Genomic DNA, 13,745 nt, shown 5'->3' with positions numbered 1-13,745 from the left:
GCTCTTCCGATCTGCCACCCTGGCCTGGCTGCGCGCGCCGGACCGCTCGCGCATCGACGCCGACCTGACCTGGCTCGCGGCCGGCGGCCGCCACCTGCTGACCTGGCTCGACGCAGACTACCCGGCCCTGCTGCGCGAAGCCGGCACGGCGCCGGCCGCCCTGTTCGTCGACGGCGACGCGAGCAGCCTCTGGCTGCCGCAGATCGCCGTCGTCGGCGCGCGCAGTGCGACGGCCGGCGGCCTGGCCAATGCGCGCAGCTTCGCGAGCCACCTCGCCGCCGCCGGCCTGGTCGTGACCAGCGGCCTCGCCGACGGCGTGGACGCCGCCGCGCATGCGGCCGCGCTCGACGCGGGCCGTGCGACGATCGCCGTGATGGGCACCGGCCCGGATCTGGTCTATCCGCGCCGGCAGGCGGCGCTGGCCGAGCGGATCCGCGGCCGCGGCGCGCTGGTCAGCGAGTTCCCGCCGGGCGTACCGGCCCGGCCGGATCATTTTCCGCGCCGCAACCGCATCATCGCCGGGCTCCCGCTCGGCGTGCTCGTGGTCGAAGCCGGCGTCCAGTCGGGTTCGCTGATCACGGCACGGCTGGCCGGCGAACAGGGCCGCGAGGTCTTCGCCCTGCCCGGCTCCATCCACAACCCGCTGGCGCGGGGCTGCCACCAGCTGATCCGCCAGGGCGCGCGTCTCGTGGAAACCGCGGACGAGATCGTCGAGGAACTCGCGCCGCTGGCACGGGCGCTCGGCGACCGCCTGCGCGCCCGCCTGGCCGAACCACTGCAGGCGGCGACCGCGGAGCCGCCGGACGGCGCGACCGCCGCGCACGACGCCGAATACGTCAAGGTGCTGGCCGCGCTCGGCTACGATCCGGTCAGTCTGGACGAGCTCGCTTCTCGCACCGGCCTCGGCGTCGCGGCGCTGTCGTCGATGCTGTTGCTGCTCGAACTCGAAGGCGAGGTCAGCAACAGCGGAGGAGGCCGCTACCAGCGCCGCTGAGGCCGGCAGCCGCAGCGGGCCGGACCGGATCGCGCTGTCATTCAGATTGGCTTGACAGCACCGAGCGGCCTGTGTGCAGGATGAAAAAAGAGGACGCCGCGGCTGCGTCCACCCCCATGCAATCGACCCAGCGGTTGCCGGCAGACCGGCAGCCCGCGCAGAGGACGCGCCACCCGCAATGGCCAAGAACCTACTCATCGTCGAATCGCCGGCCAAGGCCAAGACGATCAACAAATACCTCGGCAAGGATTTCACCGTCCTGGCCTCCTACGGCCACGTGCGCGACCTCGTGCCCAAGGAGGGCGCGGTCAACCCCGACCAGCAGTTCGCCATGAACTACGCGGTCATCGACAAGAACGAGAAGCACGTCGACGCGATCGCCAAGGCCGCCGCCAAGGCCGAAGCCCTCTATCTCGCGACCGACTTGGACCGCGAAGGCGAGGCGATCAGCTGGCACATCAGCGAGATCCTGCGCGAGCGCGGCCTGCTCAAGGGCAAGGACGTGCACCGCGTGGTGTTCTCCGAGATCACGCCCAAGGCGATCAAGGAAGCCGTCGACCATCCGCGCGAGCTGTCGCTGGATCTCGTCAACGCCCAGCAGGCTCGCCGCGCGCTGGACTACCTCGTCGGTTTCAACCTGTCGCCGGTACTCTGGCGCAAGGTCCAGCGCGGCCTGTCCGCCGGCCGCGTGCAGTCGCCGGCGCTGCGCATGATCGTCGAGCGCGAGGAAGAGATCGAAGCGTTCAAGCCGCGCGAATACTGGAGCATGGACGCCGAGCTCGCCCATGCGACCACGCCGTTCCGCGCACGCCTGCTGCGCCTGAACGGCAAGAAGTTCGAGCAGTTCGACCTGACCGAGGCCGGCGCCGCCTACGCGGCGCGCGATGCGCTGTACGCCGCCGCCGGCGCGACCCGCGTCGCCGGCGCCGACACGCCGTTCGACACCGACCAGCCGGCCTGGCGCGGCGGCCGGCTCGTCGTCGCCGACGTGCAGTCCAAGGAACGCAAGCGCCGCCCGGCCGCGCCGTTCACGACCTCGACCCTGCAGCAGGAAGCCGCGCGCAAGCTCGGCTACACGACCAGCCGCACGATGCGCCTCGCGCAGCAGCTGTACGAAGGCATCGCGATCGGCGACGAGGGCGTGGTCGGCCTGATCACCTACATGCGTACCGACTCGACCAGCCTGTCCGACGAGGCCATAGCCGAGCTGCGCCAGGTCATCCGCCGCGACTACGGCGCCAAGGCGCTGCCCGAGACGCCCAACGTCTACAAGACCAAGTCCAAGAACGCCCAGGAGGCGCACGAGGCCGTGCGTCCGACCTCGGCGCTGCGCACGCCGTCCAGCGTCGCCAGCGCGCTCAGCGACGAGCAGCGCAAGCTCTACGACCTGATCTGGAAGCGCACGGTCGCCTGCCAGATGCAGCATGCGACGCTGAACACCGTCTCGGTCGACCTGGCCTGCGGCAAGGACTCGGCGTTCCGCGCGAGCGGCACCACCGTCGTCGATCCGGGCTTCCTCGCCGTCTACGAGGAAGGCAAGGACCAGAAGGCCGCCGAGGACGACGACGAAGGACGCAAGCTGCCGCCGCTGAAAATCGGCGACACCGTGCCGCTCGCGGCGATCCTCGCCGAGCAGCATTTCACCGAGCCGCCGCCGCGCTATTCCGAAGCCAGCCTCGTCAAGGCGCTCGAAGAATTCGGCATCGGCCGCCCGTCGACCTATGCCAGCATCATTCAGACCCTGCTCTCGCGCGAATACGTGACGCTCGACGCGCGCCGCTTCCGCCCGACCGACATCGGCCGCGCGGTCGGCAAGTTCCTGAGCGGGCATTTCACGCGCTACGTCGACTACGATTTCACCGCCAAGCTCGAGGACGAGCTCGACGCGGTCAGCCGCGGCGAGGAAGACTGGGTGCCGCTGATGCAGCGCTTCTGGTCGCCGTTCAAGGAACTCGTCGAGGAAAAGAACGAGACCGTCGACCGTTCCGAAGCCACCGGCGCGCGCGTGCTCGGCGACGATCCGGCCAGCGGCAAGCCCGTCTCGGTGCGCCTGGGCCGCTTCGGGCCGTTCGCCCAGATCGGTACCAAGGAAGACGAGGACAAGCCGCGCTTCGCAAGCCTGCGCGCGAACCAGAGCATCCACACCATCACCCTGGCCGAGGCGCTGGAGCTGTTCAAGCTGCCGCGCACGCTCGGCCAGCATCCGGACGGCACCGAGATCACCGTCGGCGTCGGCCGTTTCGGGCCCTTCGTCAAGCACGGCTCCACCTACGCCTCGCTCAAGGCCGACGACGATCCGTACACGATCGAGCTGCCGCGCGCGCTGCAGCTGTTGCACGAAAAGGCCGAGGCTGCCGCCAACCGCGTCATAAAGAGCTTCCAGGACGGCGCGATCCAGGTGCTGCGCGGCCGCTACGGTCCGTACATCACCGACGGCAGCAAGAACGGGCGCATTCCCAAAGACCGCGAGCCGGAAAGCCTGACCGAGGCCGAATGCCTGGAACTGCTCGCCGCCGCGCCGGACAAGCCCGCGCGCGGCCGCTTCGGCAAGGCCAAGGCCGAGCCCAAGGCCGCCGCCAAGAAGGCCGCCGCCGCGAAAACCGCCGCCGAGCCCGTCGCGAAGAAAGCCGCGGCCAAGAAGGCCGCGAGCAAGAAGCCTGCGGCGAAGAAGGCCGCCGTGAAGAAGGCCCCGGCCAAATCCGCGGCAAAGAAGGCGATCGCCAAGAAACCCAGGTCCTGAGCGAGCCGCCATGCCGTCCGCCGACCTGCAAGCCGCCGCCGACGCCCTGCGTCGCGGCGGCGTCGTCGCCTATCCGACCGAGGCCGTCTACGGCCTCGGCTGCGATCCACACGACGAAGCCGCGCTGCGCCGCCTGTTCGCGCTGAAACGCCGGCCGCCGCAGCAGGGTGTGCTCCTGATCGCGGCCGATTTCGGCCAGATCGAGCGCTACGTCGCGCTGGACCAGCTGCCCGAGCAGGCCCTGCAGCGCGTGCGGGCCAGCTGGCCGGGACCGCATACCTGGATACTGCCGCGCTCATCCACCGTACCGCCCTGGATCAGCGGCGGCCACGCCGGCATCGCGCTGCGTGTGACCGCCCATGCACCGGCCGCGGCGCTGTGCCGCGCATTCGGCGGCGCCCTGGTCTCCACGAGTGCCAACCGCCACGGCGAGCCGCCGACGCGATCCGCCGCCGAAATACGTACTGTGTTCGGCGACGAGCTCGATGCGATCGTCGACGCCCCGGTCGGGGGGCTTGAGCGGCCGACCGCGATCCGCGACGCTATCAGCGGGGAATTCGTTCGACAGTAAAGGCCGGAGTGTGGCGCCGAGGCCTGGGCGGGGGGCTATGTCTGCAGTCATACAGGGAGCAAGGGCCGACGCGGCAGGCTTGCCGCTGGTCATCGGGGATCCACAGCGCATCGTCGCCTGGCTGAACGGCCGGCCCGTGCGCCAGGCCGAGTTCCTGCACCACGTCGTCGCCGTCGCCGCCGAACTGCCGCGCGCGCCGGCCGCCGTGAATCTCTGCGAAGACCGCTACCACTTCCTCGTCGCGTTCGCCGCCGTCGCGCTGGCCGGCCAGACCAACCTGCTGCCGCCGTCGCGCGCGCGCCAGGCCGTCGACGAAGTCATGGGCGCGCACCCGGGCTGCTACGCGATCAGCGACCGCGAGCTCGACGCGTCGCCGCCGCAGCTCTGGCGCCTGCCGCGCCTCGATCCGATCGACGCCGCGCCGGCGCTGCCGGCGCCGTCGCTGCCGGGTGAACGGATCGTCGCGATCGGCTACACCTCGGGCTCCACCGGCTCACCCAAGCCCAATCCCAAGACCTGGCGCAGCTTCTGCGCGAGCACCGCACGCAATGCCGAGCTGCTGGCCGAACAGGCCGCGGCCGGCGCGAACGTCGTCGCGACCGTGCCGCCGCAGCACATGTACGGCATGGAAACCTCGGTGCTGCTGCCGCTGCTCGCCGACGTGGCCGTCGACACCGGCAAGCCGCTGCTGCCGGCCGACATCGCCGCGGCGCTCGCGGCGCTGCCGGCGCCGCGCCTGCTCGTGACGACGCCGGTGCACCTGCGCGCGCTCGTGCAGTCGGCCATCGCCCTGCCCGAGCTCGCCGGCATCCTTTGCGCGACCGCTCCGCTGTGCCGCGAGCTCGCCGCGACCGCGGAAACGCGCTTCGCCACGCGCGTCACCGAAGTCTTCGGCTCCACCGAGACCTGCGTGATCGCCCACCGGCGCAGCGCGCTCGAAGACGCCTGGCGCCACTATCCCGGCGTCGCCCTGCGTCCGCAGCCCGACGGCACCCTCGTCGCGGCCGACTGGTTCGACGCGCCGGTCATCCTGCAGGACATCGTCGAGCTGCTGCCGGAACGCGGCTTCCGCCTTTGCGGTCGCAATTCCGACCTGCTGGAAATCGCCGGCAAGCGCGCCTCGCTGGCCGATCTGAACCGCCGTCTGCTGTCGATAACCGGCGTCGTCGACGGCGTGATCTTCCAGCGCGACGGCGAACAACCCGGCGTGCAGCGTCTCGCGGCCCTCGTCGTCGCCCCGGAGCTCGGCGAAGCCGCCATCCTCGACGCGCTGCGCGGCGCGATGGATCCGGCCTTCCTGCCGCGGCCGCTGAAGAAAGTCGACCACCTGCCGCGCAACGAGACCGGCAAGCTGCCGCGCGCGGCGCTGCTGCAGGCGCTCCGGTAAGAATCGTCTGAACCGACGGCCCCGGCGGACGCCAATCGGTCGCCGCCGGGCGCGCCGGCGTCGACGCGCTGAACGAATCGCGAAAAATTCAACGCGACTGGAGTCACGCCGGCGCCGCGTCTACAGCCCCTCTCCGCGAGGGAGAGGGGCGATTCCGAGGTTTGCGGCCGCAGGCGGCTCACCTCACGCCGCCTGCGGCAGCTCCGGTTGCGCGTCCTCGACCGCGTCGGGCGCGAACTTGCCCTGGTCGGCGAGCTCGGCGAACAGGCCGCCCCTGGCGACGAGTTCGTCGAAGCGTCCGCTTTCGACGAGGCGGCCCTGGTCGAGCACCAGGATCAGGTCGGCGTTGCGCACGGTCGACAGGCGGTGCGCGATCACGAAGGTCGTGCGGCCGCGGGACAGACCGGTCAGCGCCTTCTGGATGCGCGCCTCGGTGCCGTTGTCGAGCGCGCTCGTGGCCTCGTCGAGGATCAGGATCGGCGCGTCCTTGAGCATCGCGCGCGCGATCGCGAGCCGCTGGCGTTCGCCGCCGGACAGCGAGCGGCCGCGTTCGGCGACCAGGGTGTCGTAGCCCTCGGCCTTGGCGCTGATGAAGCCGTGCGCCTCGGCCGCGCGCGCGGCGGCCTCGATCTCGGCCTGGGTCGCGTCCGGATCGGCCACGCGCAGGTTGTCGCCGATCGAGCGGTAGAACAGGCCCGGTTCCTGGAACACCACGCCGATGTTGCGGCGCAGGGAGTCGAGCCCGATCGAGCGCAGGTCCTTGCCGTCGATGCGGATCGCGCCAGACTGCGGATCGTAGGCGCGGTAGAGCAGGCTCAGCGCCGTGGTCTTGCCGGCGCCGGTCGGGCCGACGAGCGCGATCGTGCTGCCCGCCGGGGCGCGGAAGCTCAGATGACGCACGGCCGGCACCGTGTCGCCGTCGCTGCCGGCATAGCCGAAGCTGACGTCGTCGAATTCGACCTCGCCGCGCGCGCGGCCGAGATCGACCGCGTCGGCCGTGTCGGCGATGGCCGGGCGCGTGTCCAGCACCTCGAAGAAGTTGCGCAGCGAATGGGTCTGGAAGAACAGACCGGAAATGAAGCCGGCGAACTGCTCCAGACGGCCGATCAGCATCAGCGAGAAGCCGACGAAGCTGACGATGTTGCCGACCGTGACCTCGCCCTTGGCGTGCAGGCTCGCGCCGAGCGCGAAGATCGCGACGATGGTCAGGGTGCTCGCGGCACGATTGAGCACCGACAGCACGGCCCAGCCGCGCAGCACCGGATACTGCGCGGCGAGCACGCGCGCCATCATGTCGCGCAGCGCGGCGAGCTCCTCGCGCAGGCGCGTGAAGCTCTGCACGACGCCGACGTGGCCGAACACGTCGCTCGCGCGCGTGGAGATCTCGTGGTGCAGCTCCTCGACGTCGGCCTGGGCCTTGTGCGTGCGGCGGATCGCGATTGCGTTGAACACGGCGAAGCTCGTCATCAGCCCGACCATGAGCAGGGCGAGCTTCCAGTTCATGTACAGCGCGATCGGCACCATCACGAGGATGGACAGCAGCGTGGCCAGGTGCTCGCGGAAGAAGCCGAGCCAGAGGCCGAACAGATTGCCGACGCCGCCGTTCATGACGCGCGCGAGGCGGCCGGTATGGTTTTCGCCGTGGAACGACAGCGGCAGCGACGCGCCGTGGGCGAAGAACTGTTCGATCGCGGCGAGACGGCGGCGATGCGCGAGGCGGTCTGCGTGCAGCGACACCCAGACGCTCGCGACGACGCCGCCGAAGCCGGCCAGCGCCCAGCAGGCGATCAGCTTCGGCGCCTGCGCGGCGCCGGGCGCGGCCAGCGCGTCGACGACCTGGCCGAACAGCATGGGTTCGAGAAAGTACACGCCGGCCAGCGCGAGGTTGGCGAGGGTCAGGGTGATGGCGAGCGTGCGCTCGGGCGCAAGGAATCCGATGACGCGCAGGTACAGGCGCAGGATGTTCACCGACGTGGAGCTTCCCCGGAAGCGCAGGATTGCGCGGTGCGCATTGATGCACCCGCCCGCCTTCGCGTGCCTGAACGAAACCGCCGCTACGGCCGGGTCCACAAAACGTAACGATCGGCGGCCGGGACGGCGCGTCGCGGCGGTCGCGAGCAGAACCCGCGCCGCGGTGCGCGCGCCGGCTGCCCCCGGCACCGCGGCGGCAATCGTCATTTCCGGGCCGGCGGCGGCAGCAGGCTACAATCGCGTTCCGTTTCGCGTTTTCCTCAGGGTTGCCATGAAAGTCCTCGTCATCGGTTCGGGCGGGCGTGAACACGCGCTGGCCTGGAAGCTCAAGCAGTCCGCCCGCGTCGTCGAGGTCATCGTCGCGCCGGGCAATGCCGGCACGGCGCGCGAGCCCGGCGTGCGCAATGCCGCCGTCGCGATGAACGACATCGACGGCCTGCTCGCGCTGGCCAGACGCGAGCAGGCGGACCTGACCATCGTCGGACCCGAGGCGCCGCTCGTGGCCGGCCTCGTCGACAGATTCCGCGCTGCCGGCCTGCGCTGCTTCGGGCCGCGTCGCGTCGCCGCGCAGCTGGAAGGCTCCAAGGCCTTCGCCAAGGACTTCCTGGCCCGGCGCAACATCCCGACGGCGCGCTATGCAGTGTTCACCGAGCTCGCGCCGGCGCTGGCCTACGTGCGCCGCCACGGTGCTCCGATCGTGATCAAGGCCGACGGCCTGGCCGCTGGCAAGGGCGTCGTGGTCGCGCTGACCCTGGCCGACGCCGAGCAGGCGCTGCACGACATGCTCGGCGCGCATTCGCTCGGCGACGCGTCGGCACGCGTCGTCATCGAGGAATTCCTCGACGGCGAGGAAGCGAGCTACATCGTGCTCAGCGACGGCCAGCATGCGCTGCCGATGGCGACGAGCCAGGACCACAAGCGCCGCGACGAAGGCGACAACGGCCCGAACACCGGCGGCATGGGCGCCTATTCGCCGGCGCCGGTCGTCACGCCCGAGGTGGAGAAGCGCATCCTGCGCGAGGTCATCGAACCGACCCTGGCCGGCATGGCCGCCGAAGGCGCGCCGTTCATCGGCTTCCTGTATGCGGGCCTGATGATCGACCGCAGCGGCGCGCCGAAGGTCATCGAATTCAACGTGCGCTTCGGCGATCCGGAAACCCAACCGATCATGCTGCGGCTGAAGTCCGATCTCGTCGAGCTCGTCGAAGCGGCGCTCGACGGCCGTCTCGACCGCACGACGGCCGAATGGGATCCGCGCCCGGCGCTCGGCGTCGTGCTCGCGGCCCAGGGCTATCCGGGCACCGTGAAGCTCAACGACCCGATCGGCGGCCTCGACGCGCCGGCAGCGGCCGACACGAAGGTGTTCCAAGCCGGCACGCGCCTGGACGAGCAGGGCCGCACCGTGAGCGCCGGCGGCCGCGTGCTGACGGCTTGCGCGCTCGGCAAGGACATCGCGCAGGCGCGCGAGCGCGCCTACGCGGCGGCGGCCGGCGTGCATTTCGACGGCATGTTCTACCGCCGCGACATCGGCCACCGCGCCCTGCGCCGCTGACCCGTCACCGGACAAAACTGCCGGGACGCGCGCGTCCCGGCGCCGCATCATCGCTGCGCCTTTCCCTCACCGAGTTACCGCCATGCGTCTCTTCGTCGCCGCGGCCGCCCTTCTGCTGGCTGCCGACCTCCATGCCGCCGTCTACAAGTGCCGCAACACCAGCGGCGCGATCGAATTCAAGGACAAGCCCTGCGCGCCGGGCACCGGCGGCGAGATCGCCGTGAAGGGCGTGCCGGGCGCCGACGAAGTCACCGCACGCTATGCGCCGGACGCAGACGCCGACGAATCCACAAGCAGCGACGGCGCGACGGCGCGCAGCGGCAGGACCGGCCGCGGCAGGGCCGCCGGCGACAGCAGCGTGCTGCGCGGCACCTGGTGCGAATACGCCGTGTCGGCGGACCTCGACGGCGAGAAGGACGAATCGATGCCGGCCAGCTGGATTTTCGACGGCGACGCGCTGGAATACCGCATGAAGCGCGGCGGCAGCACGATCAAGACGCGCATCCAGCGCGACGGCGCGAGCTTCCGGCTCGACAACGAGATGCTCGGCGGCACGCAGCGCAGCTGGGAGATCGCCGCGCAGAAGGGCGATACCGTCGTGCTGCGCGGGCCGCTCGGCGGCTATTTCCACCTGCGCCGCGGCGGCTGCGGCTGAATGCCGCCGCGCAGCACCGCAAATCGTCGCGGCGCTGCGCGGATATCGCGGATCAGCGCGCCGGCGCGGCCGCGGGCGCCGGACGCGGCGGCAGCGGCTGCAGGCGCGCCGGCTTGAACAGATTGCTGTCGGCCGGCCACGGCCGCTCCGGCATCTGCCGGGCTTCGAACTTCTTGAAGAACTCGCGGAACGGGTCGGCCGCTTCGTTGCCGCCGTCGCGCACGGCCGCGAACATGGCCGAGCCCTGCATTTCCGAGGCGACCGTGAAGTTGTCGGCCGCGGCATTGGTCAGGGCCACCGCTTCGATGACCTGCGGAATCGGCCGTTCGACGTAGAGCCGGCGCGCGTAGTCGGTCGCCTTCCTGTGCTGCTCGTCCGTCGCGCCGCGGCAAGTCGCGGCGACGCGCACGTAGACCTGCGCCGCATAGCCGTGGCGCTGGTTGGCCTGCAGCGCCGCTTCGAGATCGCGCAGCGCGTCGGTGCAGCGGCCGTCGGCGAACTGCGCCGCGGCCAGGCGTCCGTAGTGCTCGGGCACTTTCGTGTCGAGCTTGATCAGCTGGCGATACTGCTCGGCCGCCTGCGCGTAGCGGCCCAGGCGCATGTAGCGGTTGCCCAGCAGCAGGCGCGCTTCGGTCAGCTTGCCGTCGAGGCCGATGGCCTTCTCGTAGTCGGCCTGGGCCGCGGCCTCGTCGCCGCCGGTCTCGGCCACGACGCCGCGCGTGACGAGCGCCGACGGATCGTTCGGCGACAGGCGCACGGCCTCGTTCGCGCGCGTCGTCGCGAGCGGGCGGTTGCCGAGCAGGGCTTCGACGCGTGCCGACAGGCCGAGCAGGCCGGAATTGTTCGGTGCGCTCTTGAGCGCCTGGTTCAGCGCCGCGCGCGCCGAATCGTATTGCTGCACGCCGATGAAGAAGCGCGCCTGGGTCAGCGGATCGTCCTTGTCCGCTGCCGCTGCCGCGCCGGCCGGCGCCGTTGCCGGCCGCGAGGTGTCGATCGAGCGCGCGCCGAGGAAACCGGCGAGCAGGACGTCGAGCTGCTTGGCCGCGACGGTGCCGGCCTTGGCGCGGGCCGCGTCGGCCGCGGCCTTGTTGCCCTGCGCCGCGTAGATGTCGGCCTGCACCGCATAGAGCTGATTGGCGCCCGGATCCAGCCGCAGCGCGTCGTTGATCGCGTTCAGCGCGTCGGCGTGACGCCCCTGGCGCAAGGCGACGCGGCCACGCAACGAAGCCAGCACGGCGCTGTCCTTGCCTTCTGCGCCGGCCTGGTCGGCGGCCTGGCGCGCCGCGTCCACGTCGCCGCCGGCAAGGCGCGACTCGATCACGGCGATGCGTATCGGCAGATACTTGCGATCCAGGCGGAACGCCTGTTCGAGAAAATCGGCGGCCTGGGTCTGCTGGTTGCGCATGCGCGCGAGCATGCCGCGCAGGTAGAGCCAGCGGGCGTCGTCGGGCGTGACGACGAGGGCATTGGCGAGCGCCGCGTCGGCCTCGGCATAGAAGCCGGCCTGGGCGTAGCTCGAAGCCAGCAGTGAATACGCCTTGGCGAGCTGCTCGCCGGCCAGCGTCGGCTTGGTCTTGTCGAACTCGGCGCGCATCTCCACGAGCTGGTCCGCTTCGGCCTTAGTCAGTTTGCGGAGGTCGGGGATCGGCACCGGGCGGATGACGTTCTGGGCGAGCGCCGCGGTGGACAGCAGCGCGAGCGCGCCGGCAAGGACTAGGCGGTTCAGTTTCATGGAGCTCCGGGCGCCCTCGCGGGCGGCATTGCGGGGAAAGGCGGAAGTTTACGGGACGCCGCCGCGGAAGCGTCACGGCCGCCGGGGCCCGTTAAAGCCCGGTTACGGCGGGTGGACGACCGGCCCCGGCGGGCGCCGGCCGCGACAACGTCGGGTCTGCTAGATTGCGGAAGACTTTCCAAGGTTCCCGCCATGTCGAGCAGCAACCAGTTCGCACTGCTGAAATCGCGCCGCTTCGCGCCGTTCTTCTGGACCCAGGCGCTCGGCGCGTTCAACGACAACGTGTTCAAGAACGCGCTCGTGATCCTCGCGGTCTACCAGATCGCCGCGCACGATCCGGTCCGCGCGGCCAACTACACCAACCTCGCCGCCGCGCTGTTCATCGCGCCATTCCTGCTGTTCTCGGCGACCAGCGGCCAGCTCTCGGACAAGTTCGACAAGGCTCGCCTGGCCCAGCTCGTCAAAGTGCTCGAGCTCGTCATCATGGTCATCGCGCTGTTCGGCTTCCTGGCCAAGAGCATTCCGCTGCTGATGACCCTGCTGTTCCTGATGGGCCTGCATTCGACCCTGTTCGGCCCGCTCAAGTACGGCCTGCTGCCGCAAGTACTCGATTCGCAGGAACTCGTCGGCGGCAACGGCCTGATCGAGATGGCGACGTTCCTCGCGATCCTCGTCGGCCAGATCCTCGGCGCAACCCTGATCAAGGTCCCCGATACCGGCGCATGGCTCGTCGGCGCCGCGACGATAGGCACCGCCCTGATCGGCCTGGTCACGTCGCTGCGCATGCCGCCGGTAGCCGCGCCCGATCCGAACCTCGTCATCAACTGGAACCCGTTCAGCGAGACCTGGCGCAACCTCGGCTACATCCGCGGCAACCGCCCGGTGCTGCTGTCGTGCCTAGGCATCTCCTGGTTCTGGTTCTTCGGTTCGGTCTTCATCACCCAGCTGCCGACCTATGCGCAGCTCGTTATCGGCGGCGACTCGACCGTCTACACTTTCCTGCTGACCGTGTTCTCGCTCGGCATCGGCATCGGCTCGCTGCTCTGCGAGCGCCTGTCTGGCCACAAGGTCGAAATCGGCCTCGTGCCGTTCGGCTCCATCGGCATGACCCTGTTCGGCGCCGACCTCCATTTCGCCAAACCCGACCTAGCGGCCGTGCAGGATCTCTCGATCGCCGCCCTGCTCGTGCAGCCGTGGATCTGGCGCGTACTCGCCGACCTGCTGCTGATGGCGATCTTCTCGGGCTTCTTCATCGTGCCGCTGTTCGCGCTGATCCAGACGCGCTCGGACCCGGCGCGGCGCTCGCGCGTGATCGCCGCGAACAACATCCTCAACGCATTTTTCATGGTCGTCGCGGCCGGGCTGTCGGCGCTGCTGCTCAACGCGGCCGGCCTGTCGATTCCGCAGCTGCTGCTGGCCACCGCGCTGATGAACGCCGTCGTAGCGATCTACATCTACACGCTGGTGCCGGAATTTCTGATGCGCTTCCTGAGCTGGATCCTCGTCAACACGCTCTACCGCATCCGGCTCGACGGCTTCGAACGCATACCCGAGGAAGGCGCCGCGCTGCTCGTCTGCAACCACGTGAGCTTCATGGACGCGCTGATCATCGGCGGCAGCGTGCGCCGGCCGGTGCGCTTCGTCATGTACTACAAGATCTTCAACATCCCGCTGCTGAGCTTCATCTTCCGCACGGCCAAGGCGATTCCGATCGCCGGCTACAAGGAAGATCCGCAGCTGCTGGCGAAGGCCTTCGACGAGGTCGACAAGGAACTCGCCGCGGGCAACCTCGTCTGCGTCTTCCCGGAGGGCGGCCTGACCAAGGACGGCGAGATCGCCGAGTTCAAGACCGGCATGGAAAAGATCCTCGAACGCCGTCCGGTGCCCGTCGTGCCGCTGGCGCTGCGCGGGCTCTGGGGTTCGATCTTCAGCCGTCGCGACAGTGCGCTGGGCCGCGCGCGCCTGCCGCGGCGCTTCTGGTCGCGCATCGGCCTTGCCGCCGGCGATCCGGTGCCGCCGGCCGAAGCCAGCGCCGCGGCGCTCGAGGCCCAGGTGCGCGCGCTGCGGGGCGCCGATGCCTGAGATCGCCGCGAAGCCGCGCCGCCTGCTGCTGCTCAGCGTATCGGCCGGCGCCGGCCACGGC

Annotated in this window: 9 protein-coding genes; 7 read left to right on the top strand and 2 right to left on the bottom strand. The window is 70.4% G+C overall.

The features are described from left to right. From dprA to NON22_RS11925, 4 genes are all read left to right on the top strand, one after another. A partial coding sequence (dprA, locus tag NON22_RS11940) for a DNA-processing protein DprA (RefSeq protein ID WP_484600503.1) occupies positions 1-994 on the top strand: 994 nt, incomplete at its 5' end. A 178-nt stretch (positions 995-1,172) separates the two neighbouring features. Next, on the top strand, positions 1,173-3,734 hold the full coding sequence (locus NON22_RS11935; protein ID WP_257387160.1) for a DNA topoisomerase I: 2,562 nt from the start codon (positions 1,173-1,175) through the stop codon (positions 3,732-3,734). 10 nt (positions 3,735-3,744) lie between these two features. Continuing rightward, complete coding sequence (tsaC, locus tag NON22_RS11930; protein ID WP_257387159.1) at positions 3,745-4,305, top strand: L-threonylcarbamoyladenylate synthase type 1 TsaC; 561 nt, start codon at positions 3,745-3,747, stop codon at positions 4,303-4,305. Between the two features lie 37 nt (positions 4,306-4,342). Next, positions 4,343-5,692 (top strand): AMP-binding protein, encoded by a 1,350-nt coding sequence (locus NON22_RS11925; RefSeq protein WP_257387158.1) that lies wholly within the window; start codon positions 4,343-4,345, stop codon positions 5,690-5,692. Between the two features lie 183 nt (positions 5,693-5,875). Here the strand turns inward: NON22_RS11925 and NON22_RS11920 are convergent, their stop codons facing one another. Continuing rightward, positions 5,876-7,660 (bottom strand): glucan ABC transporter ATP-binding protein/ permease, encoded by a 1,785-nt coding sequence (locus NON22_RS11920; RefSeq protein WP_257387157.1) that lies wholly within the window; start codon positions 7,658-7,660, stop codon positions 5,876-5,878. A 274-nt stretch (positions 7,661-7,934) separates the two neighbouring features. On the opposite strand from NON22_RS11920, the gene purD reads away from it, so the two are divergent. Both purD and NON22_RS11910 read left to right on the top strand, forming a co-directional pair. Further along, complete coding sequence (gene purD / locus NON22_RS11915; protein ID WP_257387156.1) at positions 7,935-9,215, top strand: phosphoribosylamine--glycine ligase; 1,281 nt, start codon at positions 7,935-7,937, stop codon at positions 9,213-9,215. 82 nt (positions 9,216-9,297) lie between these two features. Further along, positions 9,298-9,870, top strand: coding sequence for a DUF4124 domain-containing protein (locus NON22_RS11910; RefSeq protein ID WP_257387155.1), 573 nt, complete (start codon positions 9,298-9,300; stop codon positions 9,868-9,870). Between the two features lie 52 nt (positions 9,871-9,922). Here the strand turns inward: NON22_RS11910 and NON22_RS11905 are convergent, their stop codons facing one another. Continuing rightward, positions 9,923-11,602: a tetratricopeptide repeat protein gene (locus NON22_RS11905; protein ID WP_257387154.1), complete on the bottom strand. Its 1,680-nt coding sequence runs from the start codon at positions 11,600-11,602 to the stop codon at positions 9,923-9,925. 192 nt (positions 11,603-11,794) lie between these two features. On the opposite strand from NON22_RS11905, the gene NON22_RS11900 reads away from it, so the two are divergent. Further along, entirely contained in the window at positions 11,795-13,684 is a 1,890-nt protein-coding gene (locus NON22_RS11900) for an MFS transporter (protein ID WP_257387153.1), read from the top strand. Positions 13,685-13,745 lie beyond the last annotated feature (61 nt).

This window comes from Tahibacter caeni, from assembly GCF_024609805.1.
Lineage (GTDB): Bacteria > Pseudomonadota > Gammaproteobacteria > Xanthomonadales > Rhodanobacteraceae > Tahibacter > Tahibacter caeni.
This window is presented reverse-complemented; position numbering and strand designations above follow the sequence as displayed.